Source organism: Pseudomonas sp. LBUM1660, assembly GCF_059695935.1.
This window is the reverse complement of record NZ_CP166795.1, coordinates 971555-991433: the sequence shown is the minus strand read 5'-3', so window position 1 is coordinate 991433 and position 19879 is coordinate 971555. Positions and strand designations below refer to the sequence as shown.

At 57.5% G+C, this 19879-nt stretch carries 16 protein-coding genes and 3 tRNA genes; 2 read left to right on the top strand and 17 right to left on the bottom strand.

The features are described 5' to 3' along the window. Positions 1-2 precede the first annotated feature (2 nt). A complete protein-coding gene (locus ACA068_RS04555) occupies positions 3-2210 on the bottom strand; it encodes a DUF1631 domain-containing protein (RefSeq protein ID WP_497307957.1) in 2208 nt (735 codons plus the stop codon). Between the two features lie 285 nt (positions 2211-2495). On the opposite strand from ACA068_RS04555, the gene nadC reads away from it, so the two are divergent. Continuing rightward, positions 2496-3344: a carboxylating nicotinate-nucleotide diphosphorylase gene (nadC, locus tag ACA068_RS04550; protein WP_497307955.1), complete on the top strand. Its 849-nt coding sequence runs from the start codon at positions 2496-2498 to the stop codon at positions 3342-3344. A gap of 39 nt (positions 3345-3383) precedes the next feature. On the opposite strand, the gene ACA068_RS04545 is transcribed toward nadC, so the two are convergent. Further along, on the bottom strand, positions 3384-3689 hold the full coding sequence (locus ACA068_RS04545) for a DUF6388 family protein (RefSeq protein ID WP_094469169.1): 306 nt from the start codon (positions 3687-3689) through the stop codon (positions 3384-3386). A gap of 314 nt (positions 3690-4003) precedes the next feature. Between ACA068_RS04545 and ACA068_RS04540 the strand changes: the two genes are divergently transcribed. Next, positions 4004-5035, top strand: a complete 1032-nt coding sequence (locus tag ACA068_RS04540) for a hypothetical protein (protein WP_497307953.1) — start codon at positions 4004-4006, stop codon at positions 5033-5035. Between the two features lie 9 nt (positions 5036-5044). Here ACA068_RS04540 and ACA068_RS04535 read toward each other — a convergent pair. The 15 genes from ACA068_RS04535 to ftsH form a co-directional block, all read right to left on the bottom strand. Beyond that, positions 5045-5120, bottom strand: a tRNA-Thr gene (locus ACA068_RS04535). A gap of 127 nt (positions 5121-5247) precedes the next feature. After that, complete coding sequence (pnp, locus tag ACA068_RS04530; RefSeq protein WP_046045794.1) at positions 5248-7353, bottom strand: polyribonucleotide nucleotidyltransferase; 2106 nt, start codon at positions 7351-7353, stop codon at positions 5248-5250. Positions 7354-7548: 195 nt separating this feature from the next. Further along, on the bottom strand, positions 7549-7818 hold the full coding sequence (gene rpsO / locus ACA068_RS04525) for a 30S ribosomal protein S15 (RefSeq protein WP_003176135.1): 270 nt from the start codon (positions 7816-7818) through the stop codon (positions 7549-7551). Positions 7819-7935: 117 nt separating this feature from the next. Continuing rightward, positions 7936-8853: a tRNA pseudouridine(55) synthase TruB gene (truB, locus tag ACA068_RS04520; RefSeq protein ID WP_497307951.1), complete on the bottom strand. Its 918-nt coding sequence runs from the start codon at positions 8851-8853 to the stop codon at positions 7936-7938. A 3-nt stretch (positions 8854-8856) separates the two neighbouring features. Next, on the bottom strand, positions 8857-9258 hold the full coding sequence (gene rbfA / locus ACA068_RS04515; protein ID WP_007942872.1) for a 30S ribosome-binding factor RbfA: 402 nt from the start codon (positions 9256-9258) through the stop codon (positions 8857-8859). Between the two features lie 159 nt (positions 9259-9417). After that, positions 9418-11949: a translation initiation factor IF-2 gene (gene infB / locus ACA068_RS04510; protein ID WP_497307949.1), complete on the bottom strand. Its 2532-nt coding sequence runs from the start codon at positions 11947-11949 to the stop codon at positions 9418-9420. A 27-nt stretch (positions 11950-11976) separates the two neighbouring features. Beyond that, positions 11977-13458, bottom strand: coding sequence for a transcription termination factor NusA (gene nusA, locus ACA068_RS04505; RefSeq protein ID WP_008024459.1), 1482 nt, complete (start codon positions 13456-13458; stop codon positions 11977-11979). A gap of 47 nt (positions 13459-13505) precedes the next feature. After that, the gene (gene rimP / locus ACA068_RS04500; RefSeq protein WP_010463487.1) at positions 13506-13964 is read right to left on the bottom strand and encodes a ribosome maturation factor RimP; all 459 of its coding nucleotides are present in this window, start codon (positions 13962-13964) and stop codon (positions 13506-13508) included. 138 nt (positions 13965-14102) lie between these two features. Then, a tRNA-Met gene (locus tag ACA068_RS04495) sits at positions 14103-14179 on the bottom strand. Positions 14180-14275: 96 nt separating this feature from the next. Continuing rightward, positions 14276-14361: transfer RNA gene (locus ACA068_RS04490), tRNA-Leu, on the bottom strand. Between the two features lie 22 nt (positions 14362-14383). Beyond that, positions 14384-14767, bottom strand: a complete 384-nt coding sequence (gene secG / locus ACA068_RS04485; RefSeq protein WP_017336473.1) for a preprotein translocase subunit SecG — start codon at positions 14765-14767, stop codon at positions 14384-14386. 4 nt (positions 14768-14771) lie between these two features. Continuing rightward, positions 14772-15527, bottom strand: a complete 756-nt coding sequence (gene tpiA, locus ACA068_RS04480; protein WP_497307947.1) for a triose-phosphate isomerase — start codon at positions 15525-15527, stop codon at positions 14772-14774. Positions 15528-15593: 66 nt separating this feature from the next. Then, on the bottom strand, positions 15594-16931 hold the full coding sequence (glmM, locus tag ACA068_RS04475; protein ID WP_497307945.1) for a phosphoglucosamine mutase: 1338 nt from the start codon (positions 16929-16931) through the stop codon (positions 15594-15596). Between the two features lie 16 nt (positions 16932-16947). Further along, entirely contained in the window at positions 16948-17799 is an 852-nt protein-coding gene (folP, locus tag ACA068_RS04470) for a dihydropteroate synthase (protein ID WP_497307943.1), read from the bottom strand. Positions 17800-17807: 8 nt separating this feature from the next. Then, the gene (gene ftsH, locus ACA068_RS04465; protein WP_109627910.1) at positions 17808-19721 is read right to left on the bottom strand and encodes an ATP-dependent zinc metalloprotease FtsH; all 1914 of its coding nucleotides are present in this window, start codon (positions 19719-19721) and stop codon (positions 17808-17810) included. Between the last annotated feature and the right edge of the window lie 158 nt (positions 19722-19879).

The window sequence follows — 19879 nt, the reverse complement described above, 5'->3', positions numbered from 1 at the left end:
GATCACTTGCCGCGATTGAGACGCCGCAGATTGCCCAGCACCGACTCCAGGGCCCGGTCGAACAGCAAGGTATCGTCCAGCGCCCGCACCGCGCCACGGCGAAATTCTAGGGCCAGGCCGGTGCGGCTGCGCTCCAGCACTTTCATGCCTGTGCGGTCGACAAAGATGTATTTGCCGGTGGAATCGATGATCGCTGCCAGCTTGCAACGCAGGGAGTTCTCGTCGTCTTCCTGAAACTCGACCCAGCAGCCCGGACGCATCTGATCGACCTGATGCAAACCGGCATCGTCCGCCGGCAACCGTACTGACACCGCATCGGTCGGGCCCTCGTCGGCGTTGTGCAGCACGATTTGCTGCAGCACTTCGACCATCACCGGCGGCTCGACGGGCTGTTCAGCCGCCTGGCCCGGGCGCTCGAACAATTGCACGTGCAAGGTTTCCAGCTCACTGAAAAACTCACTGGTGGCGAACGGATCGAATGCCGAGCTGCTCAGTCCATCGCGCAAGGCCTTTAGCAACCCCGGCACCAGCGTCAACAAGCGCAGGCCGGCATCGGGCTCCTCATGGCGCTGCACGCTCCAGATCAATTGCTCCATGGTCTGCACATCGGCATGCCATTGCGCCGACGCATCAACGTGTTTGAGGCAGGTCAACAACAGCACTTTGCTCCAGGCCTCCTGCAAGAAGACCACTACACCTTCGGGTAGCACTTTGCCCAATAACGCCTGATTCAGCGCCTGCTCGACACGCTGGCGAGCCAGTTCGGCCCTCGCGCGGCCTTCTTCGGCGTCACGGGTGCGTTGTTCCAGCAATTCACTGCGACGGCGCTCGTCACTGGTGAAAGCGAGAAAATCCGCGAGCAACTCGGAAAAGATCGCCGGATCGTCAACAAAGTCGTTCAACAGGCGCTGCACCACTTGCTCGATGCGCAGGTACAGGCTGTCACGCTCGTGGTCATCGCACTCGCCCCAGCCCATCGCGGCGGCAGCGATTTCGTTGAGCAGACGCCGGGCCGGGTGGCTGGCGCGGCTGAAGAAGCTCTTGTCGAGCACCGCAACCTTGAGCATCGGGATCTGCAACCGACCAATCAGCGCCTTGAGGGAGTCAGGCAGGTTGCGGTCATCAAGGATGCATTCGAAGAGCATGGCGATCAGGTTGATCACGTCTTCGTCAGCCACGCCGACCACGCGCGACTTGCCGCTTTTGACGCTGACCCGGGTCAGCAGTTGTTCGAGCTGGTTACGCAGATCGAAGTCGTCCTGGGTCGCCAGCGCCGGCACGTATTGCTGCAAGTGCGAGAGCAGGCGCAACAGGTCTCGGGTGGAAATGGGTTGGGTCTGGGCACTGGCCTCGAGGGTGGGTGCGACGCTGCCGCGCACGTGCAACAACAGCTCCTGCAACGCGGCAAAGACTTCCTGCACGCCATCGTCGACCGGCGTCTCGCCTGAGTGGATGCCGGCTTCGATCGGTTCGGCACGGGCGCTGGCGGCTGCATGATCGCTGGCACGTCGCATCGGTGCAGGCTTGAGGTCGGGCAACACGCCGGTTGCGATGAGCAGTTGATTGGCTTCGGCGTATAGCTGTTCAGCGCTGCTGAGCACGTAGCGGTCGAACAGTTTGAGAATGATCAGCTTGACCTTGATCTCCACCCCCAGGTTGCGCCAGGCCTGCAAGAAATACTCGCAGAGCCGCGCCGGTCCCAGCGGGTTGTGCTCATCGTCCAGCGCCTTGCCCAGCAAAGCACTGAGCCGGGCTGTCAGTTGGTCGAGGGCGAATCCGTCGCGGTTCAGCACTTTGCTGACCATGGACTCCACCGCGACGCTGCGCTCCAGATCGTCATTGGTCAATGCATCGGTTTCAAACGCCAATGCCTGAGGCATGGCCGCCTGGGTGCTGTCGTACTGCGAGAGGCTGACGAACGCCTCGAAGAATTGTTCGAGAAAACCGCGCTCGATGCTTTTTCGCTTGAGACGCAAGTCGCGCATGGCTTCGAAAAAGAGGTTCTGCTCGACATCGTTGCGGGCCCGATCAGCCATTTCGAACAGCGTGTCGTCGGCGTTATCAAACAGCTCCTGCAAGCCGTGCCTGAGCTGTTGAGTGGCCTTGTCGCGAACCTGAAGCAGAATCACAGGCAGGCGGGCGAGCGGCGATAGCGTCGCCTGATCGGTAGCCGCCTTGTGCAAAGGCACTACATTCCCGTCGTTGTGCATCCAAGCCTCCTGAAACGGTGATTCTGCAAATAGTCGTGAACCCAAGAATACGTCAAAGCCATGACGTCAAAAGCAAGGCGGATTATCTTGCAAAAGCGCCCCCAAGTACCAGCAGACTCTGCGCTTCGTATTGAAATAGACGCATTGGGAAGACGCTGACTTAGTGCCGATGACTCAAGGGAATCGACCAAATGCAGGTTTGCAGGTGAGGGGAACGCCTCTGATGCCTTGGGTTGCCTCGCGCCATGGCCCTATAATCGGGCCACTTTGTTTGTGGAGCCCCTTATGCCGAATCTACGTCTCGCCGATTTGACCGCCGAAATCGAAGCCAACGTGCGCCGTGCGTTGCTCGAAGACATCGGCAGCGGCGACATCACCGCACAGCTGATCCCGGCCGAACGCCTGGCAAAAGCCACCATCATCACCCGCGATGCGGCCGTCATTGCCGGTACTGCTTGGGTCGATGCCGTTTTCCGGCAACTCGACCCACGGGTCGCGGTGCACTGGCAGGTGCGCGACGGCGAACGGGTGAAACCCAATCAGGCGCTGTTCCACCTCGAGGGCCCGGCACGCTCGCTGCTGACCGGCGAACGCTGCGCACTGAATTTCCTGCAATTGCTTTCGGGCGTGGCCACCCGCGCGCAATACCTGGCGGATTTTGTCGCCGAGACGCAGGTGAAGCTGCTCGACACCCGTAAAACCCTGCCGGGCCTGCGTCTGGCGCAGAAGTACGCCGTGACCTGCGGCGGTTGCCACAACCACCGCATCGGCCTTTACGACGCCTTCCTGATCAAGGAAAACCACATCGCCGCCAGCGGTGGCATTCCTGAGGCCATTAGCGCTGCGCACAAGATCGCCCCGGGCAAGCCGGTCGAGATTGAAGTGGAGAGCCTGGAGGAATTGAAGGAAGCCCTGGCGGCGGGTGCAGACATCATCATGCTCGATGAGCTGAGCCTGGATGACATGCGTGAAGCCGTGCGCCTGAACGCGGGCAAAGCAAAACTGGAGGCCAGCGGCGGTATCAACGAAAACACGCTGCTGCCGATCGCGGAAACCGGGGTGGATTACATTTCGATTGGTGCGATGACCAAGGATGTGAAGGCTGTCGACCTGTCGATGCGTCTGAGCCTCTGAGAATGAAAAACGCCAGCCTCATTGAGGCTGGCGTTTTTGTCAGACCACCAGATTGTTCATCTCGCAGTACTCTTCCCACTCGACGCCCAACACCTCGGCCGCCTCCTTGTGCAGCACCAGGCGCGCAGCCTCGAACTCTTCAGGGGTCGAGGTGTACTTGAGCGTCAGCTCCCACGGCTGCAAGCCCTGGGATTCCGCCTCATCCTCGAACGCCCACTGGATCTGGTCTTTCTGATCGTCGGCTGGCAGGTCCTTGATCTCGTCCGCTAGCTGGGGCGTATCAAGCAGGTACTTTTTAAGCGCTTCTTCGTGTCTGGCTTCTTGAGTCAATTCTTTAACGGTCATGGCGTTCTCGCTGATCTGGGGAATGGAAGATGGATCTGGATCATCAAGGATCTCTCTGACGCAAAAAACCGTGTGAAGCCCGGTTTGTCTGGCCTTCAGAACCATTCGGGGATCATCTGAAAACTGCAAAGTGGTACGTGTGCAACGTCCGAATATAGGACGTTTGGTCGACGATTTATATGGACTTTTACATCAAATCTACAAAAAAACCGTTGATCGGGCTTTCTGAAAATTTTCCTTCGCTACCCAGGAACAACGTTCAAAAGGTAAAGTCATAGCGATGTGCCATCTAGGCACGTCACAAGGAACCCGTGATGCGCAATTTTTCCAAGCTTCCGTCCCTCCTGTCTGCAACTGGCATGGCCGCCCTTCTTCTCGGCAGCCTGACACTGCCAAATACGGCTCAAGCCAGTCTGGAATACAAGTCCGTCAGCGCTACGTCTTCGGATAAATTCCTCGTTTTCCACAACTATTACGGCAAAGACGTGATGGTCAGGTCCGACGTCAGTATCGAGGAGGTCGAACAATTACAAAGAATTGTTAAAACCAATACGGCTGATCTGGAAGTGCTGAAGAAAACCGCCAGTGAACAGGCGCGCCTCATCGAAGAGTTCAAAAAGAACACGGGGTCCAGTTCAAGCTCCAATGCCAACGAGGTGGCCAATCTCAAGCGCACCGTCAGTGAGCAGGAAACGGTTCTGAAAAACCTCGCAAAGGCCATGGACGAGTTCAAACGCAACAGCGGCTCGAGTTCCAGCTCCAACGCCAGCGAAGTTAACGACCTGAAACGCACGGTCAGCGAACAGAACACCGGTTTGGTAAACCTTGCCAAGGCAGTGGACGAAATCAAACGCAATAGCAGCTCGAATTCCAGCTCCAGTACCAGTGAAGTCAACGACCTCAAGCGCACGGTCACCGAACAGGACAATGGGCTGAAAAAGCTCGCCAGCCAAATGGACGACCTCAAGCGCAGCAGCAGCTCGAATTCCAGCTCCAGCTCCAGCTCCAGCGAAGTGAGTGATCTGAAACGCACGGTGAGCGAACAGGAAAACGGCCTGAAAAAGCTCGCCAGTCAGATGGACGATCTGAAGCGCAGCAGCGGCTCGAACTCCAGTTCAAGTTCAAGCTCCAGCGAAGTGAACGACCTCAAACGTACCGTCAACGAACAGGAAAACGACCTGAAAAGGCTTGCCAGTCAGGTGGAAGACCTCAAGCGCAGCGCCGGATCGAGTTCCAGTTCGAGCTCCAGCGACCTGTCCAGCCTAAAGCGGGAAGTCAGCGATCAGGACAATCAACTCGATCAGCTCAAACGCTCCGTGGAAGACCTGAGCAGAAAGGTGAAATAAAAGGGGAAATGGTGCCCGAGACAGGAATCGAACCTGCGACCTTCGCGTTACGAGTGCGCTGCTCTACCGGCTGAGCTACACGGGCGGTGGGCTAAACCTAGCACCGGGTTCGAGAGCCAGCAACTTCACACCCTGTTTCACAGACAAAAAAGGCCCCGCAGTTTTCACTGCGGGGCCTTTTTTATAACGTTGAAGCAATCAAGCGGGAGTAATTAAACGCCCGAAGCCTTGGCCGCTGCTACGTCTTTGATGGACAGCTTGATACGGCCGCGGTTGTCCACGTCCAGTACCAGTACTTCCACTTCCTGGCCTTCTTTCAGGATGTCGGTCACTTTCTCAACGCGAGCGTCGCTCAGCATCGAGATGTGAACCAGACCGTCCTTGCCAGGCAGGATGTTGACGAATGCGCCGAAGTCGACGATGCGCTCAACCTTACCGACGTAGATCTTACCGATCTCGGCCTCAGCGGTGATACCCAGAACGCGCTGACGTGCTGCTTCAGCCGCTTCCTTGGTTTCGCCGAAGATCTTGATCGAGCCGTCGTCTTCGATGTCGATCGAAGCCTTGGTCTCTTCACAGATCGCACGAATGGTCGCGCCGCCTTTACCGATGACATCACGGATTTTGTCGGTGTCGATTTTCATCGCGATCATGGTCGGAGCATTTTCCGACAGTTCAGTGCGGGACTGACCAATGATCTGGTTCATCTGACCGAGGATGTTCAGGCGCGCTTCCAGGGCTTGGCCCAGAGCGATCTCCATGATTTCTTCGGTGATGCCTTTGATCTTGATGTCCATCTGCAGCGCGGTAACACCTTTGGCGGTACCGGCTACTTTGAAGTCCATGTCGCCGAGGTGGTCTTCGTCACCCAGGATGTCAGTCAGGATGGCGAACTTCTCGCCTTCTTTAACCAGACCCATGGCGATACCGGCAACCGGTGCCTTCATCGGAACGCCAGCATCCATCAGAGCCAGGGAAGCGCCGCAAACGGAAGCCATCGAGCTCGAACCGTTGGACTCGGTGATTTCCGATACAACACGGATGGTGTACGGGAACACGTCGGCAGCAGGCAGCATGGCTGCAATCGAACGACGGGCCAGACGGCCGTGACCGATTTCGCGACGACCAGCGCCACCCATGCGGCCACACTCACCTACCGAGAACGGAGGGAAGTTGTAGTGCAGCATGAACGGGTCTTTTTTCTCGCCTTCCAGGGTGTCCAGCAGCTGTGCGTCACGGGCGGTGCCCAGTGTTGCAACAACCAGAGCCTGGGTTTCGCCACGGGTGAACAGAGCCGAACCGTGGGTCTTGGGCAGAACACCGACTTCGATGTTCAAAGGACGTACAGTCTTGGTGTCGCGACCATCGATACGTGGCTTGCCGTTTACGATGTTTTCGCGAACGGTGCGGTATTCGATTTCGCCGAAAGCGGCTTTGACTTCGCTGGACGAAGGCTGGCCTTCTTCACCGGACAACTTGGCAACGACCTGGTCTTTCAGCTCACCCAGGCGAGCGTAACGGTCGGCCTTGATGGTGATGGTGTAAGCCTGGGAGATCGCGTCGCCGAACTCGGCACGGATGGCGCCCAGCAGAGCGGTGGCTTCTGGCTGTGGAGTCCAGGTCCAGGTCGGCTTGGCAGCTTCGGCGGCCAGTTCTTTGACGGCGTTGATCACCACCTGGAACTCGTCGTGAGCAAACAGTACCGCGCCCAGCATTTGGTCTTCGGTCAGCTCTTTGGCTTCCGATTCAACCATCAACACGGCTTCCGAAGTACCGGCAACGACCATGTCCAGGCTCGAAGCTTTCTGTTGTTCGTAAGTCGGGTTCAGCAAGTAGCCGGTGCTTTCGTGGAACGCAACGCGCGCGCAGCCGATAGGGCCATCGAAAGGAATGCCGGAGATGGCCAGAGCAGCCGAGGTACCGATCATCGCAGCGATGTCCGGATCGGTTTTCTTGCTGGTGGAAACGACGGTGCAGACAACCTGCACTTCGTTCATGAAACCTTCTGGGAACAGCGGACGGATCGGGCGGTCGATCAGTCGGGAAGTCAGGGTTTCTTTCTCGGAAGGACGGCCTTCGCGCTTGAAGAAACCGCCAGGGATCTTACCGGCAGCGTAAGTCTTTTCCTGGTAGTGAACGGACAGAGGGAAGAAGCCCTTGCCTGGATCGGCTTGTTTGGCACCGACTACGGTCACCAATACGCTGACGTCGTCGTCAACGGTGACCAATACTGCGCCGGAGGCCTGACGGGCGATACGGCCAGTCTCGAGGGTAACGGTCGACTGACCGAACTGGAATTTTTTGATTACCGGGTTCACGGTGTCCTACCTTCTTTTGTGGCTCTTGGGGAACTTGTCTTCTTGCGAAATTCTTGGGCAATGTCGGGAATCGGCCCAACGCCTGTCCAGGGTAAAACGACTATCCAGATAAAACTTGAGGCTGGGAGCCTGCCATGTGCCAGCGGGAAACCCACTGGCGCACGACAGACAACCAACCTCTAGCGCAATCGCTTATTAGCGACGCAGACCCAGGCGACCGATCAGAGCCTGGTAACGGCCCAGATCCTTGCCTTTCAGGTAGTCCAGCAGCTTACGACGCTGGTTTACCATGCGGATCAGACCACGACGGGAGTGGTGATCTTTACCGTTGGCCTTGAAGTGACCTTGCAGCTTGTTGATGTTGTGGGTCAGCAGTGCAACTTGCACTTCTGGCGAACCAGTGTCACCAACAGCTTGCTGGTAGTCAGCTACGATTTGAGCTTTTTCTTGAACGTCGAGAGCCATGAGGCAATCCTTTTATCAGGAAACTGTTTCAAAGAAACAGCTTCAACAGGCCAGGGACAAATCCCTGTATCTAAAAATGAGTAGTGACCGTGCCTGTTAACAGCCACCCTCGTCCGGTCATTCTGACCGAATAAGCCGACGCGGCGCGATGCGCCCGTCTTCGCTCACTTCACCGATACCGATGAAGCGACCGTTGTGATCCTGTACCCGTACCATGCCGAACTTCGGTGCATCCGGGGCTCGTACCGGTTGGCCGTTAAGCCAGTAGAACGAACTGTGCTCCGAGAACTGCAACAGTGGCCAATCCAGCAGGCCGCTGTCCGATGGCATCAGGAAGCGGTCGACCGCTTCGTTGCCGCCTTCGGCATGTACAGCTTCCAACTCTTCAAGCGTGACCGTCTGCGCCAGCGTGAAAGGCCCGGCCTGGGTACGTCGCAATTCAGCCACGTAAGCGCCACAACCGAGTTGCTCACCGATATCCTCCACCAGGGTGCGAATATAGGTGCCTTTGCTGCAATCCACCACAAGCCGCGCAGTATCACCTTCAAAGGCCAGCAATTCCAAGCGCGCAATAGTAACAGAACGCGGTTCACGCTCCACTACTTCGCCCGCACGGGCCAGCTTGTACAGCGGCTGGCCATCACGCTTGAGCGCCGAGTACATCGGCGGTATCTGACTGATTTGCCCGCGAAAACCGGGCAAAACCGCTTCGACATCGGAGCGACCAACGGTCACCGGACGCTCCAGCAAAACATCACCTTCGGCATCCGCCGTGGTGGTGGTCTTACCCAGTTGCGCCAGGGTTTCATAAGCCTTGTCGGAGTCGAGCAAATACTGCGAGAACTTGGTGGCCTCACCGAAGCACAACGGCAACACGCCGGTGGCCAGCGGATCAAGACTGCCGGTGTGACCGGCCTTCTCGGCGTTCAGCAGCCAGCGAACCTTCTGCAACGCGGCGTTGGAAGTAAACCCCAACGGCTTGTCGAGCAAAATGATACCGCTGACGTTACGACGGATACGTTTGACCTGAGCCACCGATTACTCCTTGGCGTCTTCGGGTTCAGCCGCTACCGGGTGCTGATTGTCTTCAGCCACCGCACGCTCGATCAGGGCCGACAGGTGCGCGCCACGCACGACGCTTTCGTCGTAGTGGAAGTGCAACTGAGGAACGCTGCGCAACTTCATTTCGCGAGCCAACTGCATGCGCAGGAAACCGGCGGCGGAGTTGAGCACCTTGATGCTTTGCGCGATGTCTTCGGCGTTGTCCTGGCCCATCACAGTGATGAAGATCTTGGCGTGACCGACGTCACGGCTGACTTCAACTGCGGTAATGGTGACCAGGCCGACGCGCGGGTCTTTGACTTCACGACGGATCAGCTGTGCCAGCTCACGCTGCATCTGATCGCCGATACGTTGGGTACGGCTGTATTCTTTTGCCATGTCTTGTTACCTGTTACTGCCCCACGGTGAAACCCGAGGGGTCTGAAAGCGGCAAACGCCCGGCCTGACAAAAGCCAGACCGGGCGTTGCGTTTAGAGTCCTGACGCCGTGCCGCGCACTTGCATGCGACGGCTCGTCGTGGCCCTTGAAGTACGGAAGTTAGAGGCTGCGAGCAACCTGAACCTTCTCGTAGACTTCGATCTTGTCGCCAGCTTTGACGTCGTTGTAGCTCTTCACGCCGATACCGCATTCCATGCCGGCACGTACTTCGGAAGCGTCATCCTTGAAGCGGCGCAGGGATTCCAGCTCGCCTTCGAAGATAACGATGTCTTCACGCAGTACACGGATTGGACGGTTACGGTGAACAACACCTTCGATAACCATGCAACCGGCGATCGCGCCAAACTTCGGCGAACGGAACACGTCACGCACTTCAGCAGTACCCAGGATGTTCTCGCGAACATCGCTGCCCAACATACCGGTGAGGGCTTTCTTGACGTCTTCGATGATGTCGTAGATCACGTTGTAGTAACGCATATCCAGACCTTCCTGCTCGACGATCTTGCGAGCGCCAGCATCGGCACGCACGTTGAAGCCAAACAGTACAGCGTTGGAGGCCAGTGCCAGGTTAGCGTCGGACTCGGTGATACCACCGACGCCGCCACCGACAACACGCACTTGCACTTCGTCGTTACCCAGGCCGTTCAAGGCACCGTTCAACGCTTCCAGCGAACCACGGACGTCGGATTTGAGGACGATGTTGAGCGTCTTCTTCTCTGCCTGACCCATGTTTTCGAAGATGTTTTCCAGCTTGCCGGCGTGAGCGCGAGCCAGTTTGACTTCGCGGAACTTGCCTTGACGGAACAGAGCCACTTCACGGGCTTTCTTCTCGTCCGACAGCACGCTCATCTCGTCGCCAGCGTCCGGGGTACCGTCCAGGCCGAGGATCTCGACAGGGATGGAAGGACCGGCTTCCTTGATTGGCTTGCCGTTCTCATCGAGCATGGCACGTACACGGCCATAGTTCGAACCGACCAGCACCATGTCGCCTTGGCGCAGGGTACCGTCTTGAACCAGAACGGTTGCAACCGGGCCACGACCTTTGTCGAGACGCGATTCAACCACAACACCGCGACCTGGGGCCGATGGGGTTGCTTTCAGTTCGAGTACTTCAGCTTGCAGCAGGACCGCTTCGAGCAGTTCGTCTACACCAGTACCGACTTTCGCCGATACCGAGACGAAAGGCGTATCACCGCCCCACTCTTCGGAAGTCACGCCGTGAACCGACAGTTCGCTACGGATGCGATCGAGATCAGCGCCCGGCTTGTCGATTTTGTTCACTGCAACAACCAGTGGAACACCGGCAGCCTTGGCGTGCTGGACCGCTTCAATGGTCTGCGGCATTACGCCGTCGTCCGCTGCAACGACCAGGATCACGATGTCAGTCGCCTTGGCACCACGAGCACGCATTGCGGTAAACGCGGCGTGACCCGGGGTATCGAGGAAAGTGACCATGCCGCGATCAGTTTCAACGTGGTACGCACCGATGTGCTGGGTGATACCGCCGGCTTCGCCTGCAGCTACCTTGGCACGACGGATATAGTCGAGCAGCGACGTCTTACCGTGGTCAACGTGGCCCATTACGGTCACGACTGGCGCACGGGAGAACGTCTCACCTTCAAACTTCAGGGACTCGGCCAGGGAATCTTCCAGGGCGGTGTCGCTGACCAGGGTCACTTTGTGGCCCAGTTCTTCGGCTACCAGTTGAGCAGTTTCCTGATCAAGCACCTGGTTGATGGTCGCTGGAGTACCCAGTTTGAACATGAACTTGATGATTTCAGCAGCCTTGACCGACATCTGATTGGCGAGATCGCCAACAGTGATGGTCTCGCCGATCTGCACATCACGCACGACAGGGCCGGTTGGGCTCTGGAAACCGTGGGCGTTGCGTTTTTTCAGCTTGGCCTTGCCGCGACCACCACGACGGAAGCCATCGCTTTCTTCGTCGGTAGTACGTGGCGCAACACGTGGAGCAGGCGCTTTCTCTTTGACCGAAGCACGATGCGGAGCGTTTTTGCGCTCGCCATCGCCACTGCCGCTGCGACGATTGTTATCGTCGGCACGTGGTTTGTCCGGACGGCGCTGTTCGTTCTGCTTGTTGCGAACGTCAGCAGACGGTGCTGGTGCAGCAGCCACAACCGGAGCGCTTTCACGCACTGGCTCGGCAACCGCAGCAGGAGCTGCGACAGCGTCGTTAGTAGCGTTTTGCGCAGCAGTAGGCTGGCGACGCGCTTCTTCTTCGGCGCGACGCTTGGCTTCTTCTTCAGCCTTCTGACGAGCAGCATTTTCTACTGTGCGACGCTCTTCCAGTTCGCGTTTGCGCTCGGCTTCGATTTCTTCCGGGCTGCGCTGTACGAAGACTTTCTTCTTGCGTACTTCAACGCTGATGCTTTTGCTGCCAGCAACACGCAGGGTGCTGGTGGTTTTGCGCTGCAATGTAATCTTGCGCGGTTCTTCCACTTTCGCCTTGTGGCTGCTCTTCAAGTGAGTCAGCAAAGACTGCTTCTCACTATCGCTCACACCTTCATCGGCGGCGGTGTGCGGCAGACCTGCCTCACGCATCTGCTGCAACAGGCGCTCTACCGGTGTTTTGACCTCATCGGCCAGTTGTTTCACCGTGACTTGCGTCATGCACTTCTCTCCTCAGGCCGCGCCTAATTACTCGAACCAGTGGGCTCGGGCGGCCATGATCAACTTGCCGGCACGATCATCGTCAATGCCGTCGATGTCGAGCAGATCGTCAATAGACTGCTCGGCCAGGTCTTCGCGGGTAATTACGCCGCGCACCGCCAGTTCCATCGCCAAATCCTTGTCCATACCCTCAAGCGAGAGTAGGTCTTCGGCCGGATGGGCGTCTGCCAGCTTTTCCTCAGTAGCGATGGCTTTGGTCAACAAACGATCCTTGGCGCGAGCGCGAAGCTCGTTGACGGTTTCTTCGTCAAAGCCGTCGATGTTGAGCATTTCTTCCAACGGTACGTAGGCAATCTCTTCCAGGCTGGTGAAGCCTTCATCTACCAGCACCTGTGCCAGGTCTTCGTCGACTTCCAGCTCGTCGATGAAGTTGCGCAGGATGTCGCCGGTTTCTGCTTGCTGCTTAGCCTGGATGTCCGATTCGGTCATCACGTTCAGGGTCCAGCCAGTCAATTGGCTAGCCAGACGCACGTTCTGACCACCGCGACCGATGGCCTGAGCCAGATTGTCTGCGCCAACGGCGATATCCATTGCATGGGCATCTTCGTCAACGATAATTGCCGCAACCTCAGCCGGGGACATGGCGTTGATTACGAACTGAGCCGGGTTGTCGTCCCACAGGACGATGTCCACACGCTCACCACCCAACTCACCCGACACTGCCTGGACGCGCGAACCGCGCATACCGATGCAAGCGCCTTGCGGGTCGATGCGTTTGTCTTTCGAGCGGACCGCGATCTTGGCACGCGAACCCGGGTCACGGGAGGCCGCCATTACTTCGATCAGGCCTTCAGCGATTTCCGGCACTTCGATGCGGAACAACTCGATCAGCATTTCCGGCGCGGTACGCGACAGGATCAGCTGCGGGCCGCGGTTTTCGGTGCGTATTTCCTTGAGCAGCGCACGCAAGCGCACGCCAACCCGGAAGGTTTCGCGAGAGATGATGTCTTCACGAGCCAGCAACGCTTCAGCGTTGTTGCCCAGGTCAACGATCACGTTGTCGCGGGTCACTTTCTTCACGGTGCCGGAGATGATTTCCCCCAGGCGCTCGCGATAGGCGTCAACGACCTGAGCGCGCTCGGCTTCGCGAACTTTCTGCACGATGACTTGCTTGGCAGTCTGTGCAGCAATGCGGCCGAACTCGATGGACTCGATTTTCTCTTCGACTACATCACCCACCTGGGCGCCCGGGTGCGTTTCAGCAACCTTGCTCGGCCAGGTTTCGATGGCCGGATCATCCAGGTCTGCTTCTTCGACGACCGTCCAGCGACGGAATGTCTCATAAGCACCGGTGTGGCGATTGATTTCCACACGCAGATCGACTTCGTCCTCGAAACGCTTTTTGGTAGCAGTGGCCAGAGCCAGCTCCAGCGCTTCAAAAATTACGTTCGCCGGTACGCCCTTTTCATTGGATACCGACTCAACAACCAGCAGTACTTCTTTGCTCATCGTACGCCTCGCCTTTCGCAAGCCATTGGATCCGCGGGATCCGCGTCTCAGTCAAAACTGGGAATAATGTTGGCCTTGTCGATCATATCGATCGGCAACAGGAACTCATGGTCTTCTACCTGCACCACGACGTCCTGCTCTTCTACACCGCGCAGAAGGCCCTGAAAGTTGCGTCGTCCTTCAAAGGGCGAGCGCAGCTTGATCTTCACTTGTTCACCGGCAAATTTTGCAAACTGCTCAATAGTGAACAGTGGGCGTTCCATGCCAGGCGAGGAAACTTCAAGGGTGTATTCAACGGCGATTGGATCTTCAACATCCAGGACACCGCTGATCTGACGGCTGACGATGGCACAATCGTCCACCAGCACACCGCCCTCTTTATCAATATAAACGCGCAACATTGAGTGGCGACCTTGAGCCGAAAACTCAATACCCCAGCATTCATAGCCCAGGGCCACGACCACCGGGGCCAACAAGGCCTGCAACTCTTCTAGCTTGCTCGACACCTGAACCCCCTCGTGCATGTATGTGCATGCTATGCAAAATAAAAAAATGGGCGAAACGCCCATCCTTGAAACGCCGTCGAACAGCGGCGCAGAAAGTGTCCAGCTAACAAAAAGCCCCTCAAAAGGGGCTCCTTAAACTGGTTGCGGGGGCCGGATTTGAACCGACGACCTTCGGGTTATGAGCCCGACGAGCTACCAGACTGCTCCACCCCGCGACAAAGCTGGGGCGGAAGTATACGACCGATCCCTGACAGGGTCAATGTAACCTTCCACCTACAAGAAAGCCCGCAACAGCGGGCTCTCCTGATAATTGGTACCGAGAAGGGGACTCGAACCCCTACACCCTATGGGCACAACCACCTCAAGGTTGCGTGTCTACCAATTCCACCACCTCGGCAATACTACGTTTGAAACCCTTCTTACTTTTGCTCTTGAGCTGGAGGCACGTCAGTCGCTGGAGTAGCCGACTTTTGCTCTTGAAGCACCGGTACATCATCAGAAGCCGGCTGCTGCTTTGGAACTTCCAACACTGCCGGGTTTGGCAAACCTACTTGAGTCAGCTGGTGAGCTTTCTCTTTAGCAAAGTAACCTAACCCTAAGCTGGTTATGAAGAAACCGGCGGCAAGTATAGCAGTAAACTTACTAAGAAAGGTAGAGGAACCTTGGCTTCCGAACACAGTATTTGAAGCACCTGCTCCGAAAGACGCGCCAGCATCCGCACCTTTACCCTGCTGCAGCAATACCAGAGCAACTACGCCCAATGCACCCAGCAGATGAAAAACGACTACGACTGTTTCCAGCATTTTTTCAGTTTCCCGCGGCGCGACAAATCGCACCGAACTCATCTGCATTCAGGGAAGCTCCACCAATGAGCCCCCCATCGATATCCGGCATGCCGAACAGTTCGACCGCATTGGCCGCCTTCACGCTGCCGCCGTATAGAAGCCGCACACCTTGTGCGACCTCAGAATTCTCTGCCGCCAACTGAGCGCGAATGGCTGCATGCACATCCTGCGCTTGTTGCGGCGAAGCAGTCAGCCCGGTGCCAATGGCCCAGACCGGCTCGTAAGCAATTACTGCATTTGCAAAGGCACCTACACCCAGCTCCTCTATGATACTGCCTAGCTGACGCCCGACAACCTCAAGAGTTTTACCGGCTTCGCGCTGCTCAAGGGTTTCCCCTATGCACAACACCGGGATCAAGCCACATGCCTGCGCCGCTGCGAACTTGCGAATCAGCATACCGTCCTGCTCGCCCATAATCTGGCGGCGTTCGGAATGCCCGACAAGAACCAGGGAACAACCTGCATCCACCAATTGACTCGGCGCGATTTCACCGGTCAGTGCACCTTGCATGGCTTCCACCGCAGAGTTCTGCGCGCCGATCGAAATCGACTTGCCGTTCAAGCCATCAATCACTTGATTGATATGCAAGTAAGGCGGGAATACCGCTACATCAACACCGCTCGGCAAGGCCAGATGACGAAGGCCATTGATCAGCTCAGCGACGCTGGCGCGGGTACCGTGCATCTTCCAGTTACCAGCTACCATAGGGCGACGCATGCTGTACCTCGTCGGTCAAAGTGGGCGCAGATGTTACCCAACACAATCATGGCTGGCAAGCCGAATTCAGGCAGAAACTTCAGTAACCAGTTTTGCCAGCTCTTCGGCGTAGCCACGGACCTGTGTTTCGTCCTCGCCTTCGACCATCACCCGCACCAACGGCTCCGTCCCGGACTTGCGCAACAGCACGCGCCCGCGACCGGCCATAGCCTCGGTGACCCGGGCACTGGCTTCCTTGACCGCCGGATGGTCGAGCGGACTCGCACCCCCGCCGAACCGGACATTGATCAGCACCTGAGGGCACTTGCGCAGCGCCTGACGGGCCTGACCCAGACCTTCCGAGCGCGTTTTCAGCGCCATCAGCACCTGCAACGCAGCGATGATCGCATCACCTGTGGTGGTGTGATTGAAGCAGACGATATGACCCGAGTTCTCACCGCCTACCAACCAGTTGCGCTCTAGCAAGTCAGCGATTACATAACGGTCACCAACGTTGGCACGCACGAAAGGAATCGACAAATCCGCCAGGGCCAACTCCAGCCCCAGGTTACTCATCAATGTTCCGACCACGCCGCCTTGCAGCTTGTCGCGCTCGTGCAGATCGCGGGCGATGATGTACAGCAGCTCATCACCATCAACAATGGCGCCAGTGTGATCAACCATCAGGACGCGATCACCGTCACCGTCGAAGGCAATGCCGAGATCGGCGTGCTCGGCCAGGACAGCAGCCTGCAATTGGCCCATATGGGTCGAACCGCAATTGTCATTGATGTTCAGGCCGTTAGGCGAAGCGGAAAGCACAACGACTTCAGCACCCAGCTCGCGGAACACGCTGGGCGCAACTTTGTAGGTCGCGCCGTGAGCGCAGTCGATCACAATCTTCAGGCCAGCGAAGCTGGTACCGGTCGGCACGCTGCTCTTGCAGAATTCGATATAGCGGCCAGAGGCGTCGTTGATTCGCGAAACTTTGCCGATCTTGCTCGACTCAACCACGGTCATCGGGGTGTCGAGCAACTCTTCGATCATCAGTTCGACTTCATCCGGCAGCTTGGTGCCCTTTCCGGAGAAGAACTTGATGCCGTTGTCATCGTGAGGATTGTGCGAGGCACTGATCACAATACCGGCTTCAGCATGAAAGGTACGCGTCAGGTAAGCGATCGCCGGCGTTGGCATCGGGCCCAACAGCATCACGTCAGCACCCGCCGAGGTCAGACCGGCCTCGAGCGCGGACTCGAACATGTAGCCAGAGATCCGGGTGTCCTTGCCGACCAGCACTTTGCAGGCACCCATTTTGCGGAACGCCATGCCCGCCGCCCAGCCAAGCTTAAGCATGAAATCAGGAGTAATCGGGTACTCACCGACCCGACCACGGATACCGTCGGTGCCAAAGTATTTTTTGCTCATAATTGCTCCATCATTCTTATTCGGCTGATTCCACTGCGGCGATCATCCGCACCACATCCACTGTTTCAGCTACATCATGGACGCGCAATATACGCGCCCCCTTGGCCGAAGCCAGCGCCGCGAGCGCCAGACCGCCAAACAGGCGTTCTCCAACCGAGCGATTCAAGGCCTGACCTATCATGCTCTTTCGCGAAACCCCGACCAACAAGGGCCGCCCCAAGGCATGCAGATCTTCCATATGTTTGAACAAGCTTAGATTGTGCTGCAAGGTTTTCGCGAACCCAAAGCCTGGATCGAGAATAATCCGCTCAGCCGGGATTCCCACCAACGCACACTGAGCCATGCGCTCGGCGAGAAATTCGCCAACCTCTTTGGTCACGTCACCGTAATGTGGATTGTCCTGCATGTCGCCCGGCTCACCGAGCATATGCATCAGACACACCGGCAATCCGGTGGCGGCTGCCGCATCCAGAGCGCCGTCTCGACGTAGCGAGCGCACATCATTGATCAGGCCTGCTCCGAGCCGTGCGGTTTCGCGCATGACCGCCGGAGTGGACGTATCGACCGAAATAATCACATCCAGTTCGCGATTGATGCGCTCAACGATAGGCGCCACGCGCTCCAGCTCTTCAAGTGGCGAAACCGCCCTTGCACCAGGCCGGGTCGACTCACCACCAACATCGATCAGCGTGGCGCCCGCCGCTACCATCAACTCGGCGTGGCGCAGGGCCGCGTCGAGCTGGCTGTATCGGCCGCCATCAGAAAAGGAATCGGGAGTGACATTGAGAATGCCCATGACATGCGTCTGGGCCAAATCAAGAACCCGGTTGCCGCAAGGCAACCGGGTCGAGGACTGAACAGAAGTCATTTCAAACCTTATACGTCAGCAGCCGGACCGCCGATCGGTGTTTCCGGACGCTCATCCTGCACCACCGGAGGTGTCCCGGAAGTACCGGTGCCGCCGCCCGACCAATCGCGTGGTTCGCGAGGGGTACGACCCGCCATGATGTCATCGATCTGATCGGCATCGATCGTCTCGTACTTCATCAAGGCATCGGCCATGGCGTCGAGCTTGTCGCGGTTATCCGTGAGGATCTGTTTGGCCGTGCCGTAGCACTGGTCAATGATGCTGCGCACTTCGGAGTCAATCAGCTTGGCTGTCTCACCGGAGAAGCTTGCACCCTGGCCACCGCCGCCGCGACCGAGGAACACCTCACCCTCTTCTTCGGCATACATCAACGGACCGAGTTTTTCCGAAAGACCCCACTTGGTCACCATGTTCCGCGCAATCTGGCTAGCACGCATGATGTCGTTGGACGCGCCGGTGGTAACACCGTCGAAACCCAGGGTCATTTCTTCAGCGATACGACCACCGTACAGCGAGCAGATCTGGCTGATCAGTGCACGCTTGGACAGGCTATAGCGATCTTCTTCCGGCAGGAACATCGTCACACCCAGCGCACGACCTCGCGGGATGATCGACACCTTGTAGACCGGATCATGCTCTGGCACGACACGACCGACGATGGCGTGACCCGCTTCGTGATAAGCGGTGTTTTGCTTCTCTTTTTCGGACATGACCATGGATTTGCGCTCGGCGCCCATCATGATCTTGTCTTTCGCCAGTTCGAACTCTTTCATTTCGACGATGCGCTTGCCGGTACGGGCAGCGAACAACGAGGCCTCGTTCACCAGGTTGGCCAGGTCGGCACCCGAGAAACCAGGCGTACCACGTGCGATCACCGCAGGAGCGACGTCGTCACCCATCGGCACTTTGCGCATGTGGACCTTGAGTATCTGTTCACGACCACGAATATCCGGCAGACCGACCACAACCTGACGGTCGAAACGGCCCGGACGCAGCAACGCAGGGTCCAGTACGTCAGGACGGTTGGTTGCGGCAATGACGATAATGCCGTCATTCATTTCAAAGCCATCCATCTCAACCAGCAATTGGTTGAGCGTCTGCTCGCGTTCGTCGTGACCGCCACCCATACCGGCGCCACGGTGGCGACCGACGGCGTCGATTTCATCGATGAAAATGATGCATGGCGCGTGTTTCTTGGCCTGCTCGAACATATCGCGAACACGGCTGGCACCGACACCGACGAACATCTCGACGAAATCGGAACCGGAAATGGTGAAGAACGGCACTTTGGCTTCACCGGCAATCGCCTTGGCCAGCAAGGTTTTACCGGTACCCGGAGGACCCACCATCAGCACGCCGCGTGGAATGCGGCCCCCCAGACGCTGGAACTTGCCCGGATCACGCAGGAACTCGACCAGTTCACCAACCTCTTCCTTGGCTTCGTCGCAACCGGCAACGTCACCCAAGGTGGTTTTCACCTGATCTTCGGAGAGCAGTCGTGCCTTGCTCTTGCCGAAGCTCATCGGCCCGCCTTTGCCACCTGCACCGCCCTGCATCTGCCGCATGAAAAACATGAACACGGCGATGATCACCAGGATCGGGAAGCTGGCGACCAGGAGTTGAGTCCAGATGCTTTGCTGCTCAGGCTGCTTGCCTTCGACCACGACGTGGTTATCCACGAGGTCGCCGATCAGACCGTTGTCCTGGATGGCAGGACGAATGGTCTTGAAGCTGTCGCCATCGTTGCGCTTACCGGTAATCACATAGCCGTCAACTGCTACGCGCTCGACCTTGCCATCCTTGACCTGCTGGATGAAGTCGGAATAGTTGAGGGTCTGCGGCTCGTTAGGGCTGGAGAAGTTGTTCATCACTGTCACCAGGACAGCCGCGATGATCAACCACAGGATCAGATTCTTTGCCATATCGTTCAATTAACTACCCTCTGAAGCAAGCTCCGCTAATGGCGCGCGCTTCGCATGATATTCACCGGCCTAACTTACTACATTACCTACGACTCTGGCAGGCGCCGTCTGTAACCCTTTGTGAAACACTTTCTACACAATATTCGCTAATGCTCACG

What these genes read in the sequence shown, in the direction of transcription:
- ACA068_RS04555 (WP_497307957.1), bottom strand. Translation starts at nt 2,210, where the DNA reads ATGCACAACGACGGGAATGTAGTGCCTTTGCACAAGGCGGCTACCGAT.
- nadC (WP_497307955.1), top strand. Translation starts at nt 2,496, where the DNA reads ATGCCGAATCTACGTCTCGCCGATTTGACCGCCGAAATCGAAGCCAAC.
- ACA068_RS04545 (WP_094469169.1), bottom strand. Translation starts at nt 3,689, where the DNA reads ATGACCGTTAAAGAATTGACTCAAGAAGCCAGACACGAAGAAGCGCTT.
- ACA068_RS04540 (WP_497307953.1), top strand. Translation starts at nt 4,004, where the DNA reads ATGCGCAATTTTTCCAAGCTTCCGTCCCTCCTGTCTGCAACTGGCATG.
- rpsO (WP_003176135.1), bottom strand. Translation starts at nt 7,818, where the DNA reads ATGGCTCTCGACGTTCAAGAAAAAGCTCAAATCGTAGCTGACTACCAG.
- rbfA (WP_007942872.1), bottom strand. Translation starts at nt 9,258, where the DNA reads ATGGCAAAAGAATACAGCCGTACCCAACGTATCGGCGATCAGATGCAG.
- infB (WP_497307949.1), bottom strand. Translation starts at nt 11,949, where the DNA reads ATGACGCAAGTCACGGTGAAACAACTGGCCGATGAGGTCAAAACACCG.
- nusA (WP_008024459.1), bottom strand. Translation starts at nt 13,458, where the DNA reads ATGAGCAAAGAAGTACTGCTGGTTGTTGAGTCGGTATCCAATGAAAAG.
- secG (WP_017336473.1), bottom strand. Translation starts at nt 14,767, where the DNA reads ATGCTGGAAACAGTCGTAGTCGTTTTTCATCTGCTGGGTGCATTGGGC.
- tpiA (WP_497307947.1), bottom strand. Translation starts at nt 15,527, where the DNA reads ATGCGTCGCCCTATGGTAGCTGGTAACTGGAAGATGCACGGTACCCGC.
- glmM (WP_497307945.1), bottom strand. Translation starts at nt 16,931, where the DNA reads ATGAGCAAAAAATACTTTGGCACCGACGGTATCCGTGGTCGGGTCGGT.
- folP (WP_497307943.1), bottom strand. Translation starts at nt 17,799, where the DNA reads ATGACTTCTGTTCAGTCCTCGACCCGGTTGCCTTGCGGCAACCGGGTT.
- ftsH (WP_109627910.1), bottom strand. Translation starts at nt 19,721, where the DNA reads ATGGCAAAGAATCTGATCCTGTGGTTGATCATCGCGGCTGTCCTGGTG.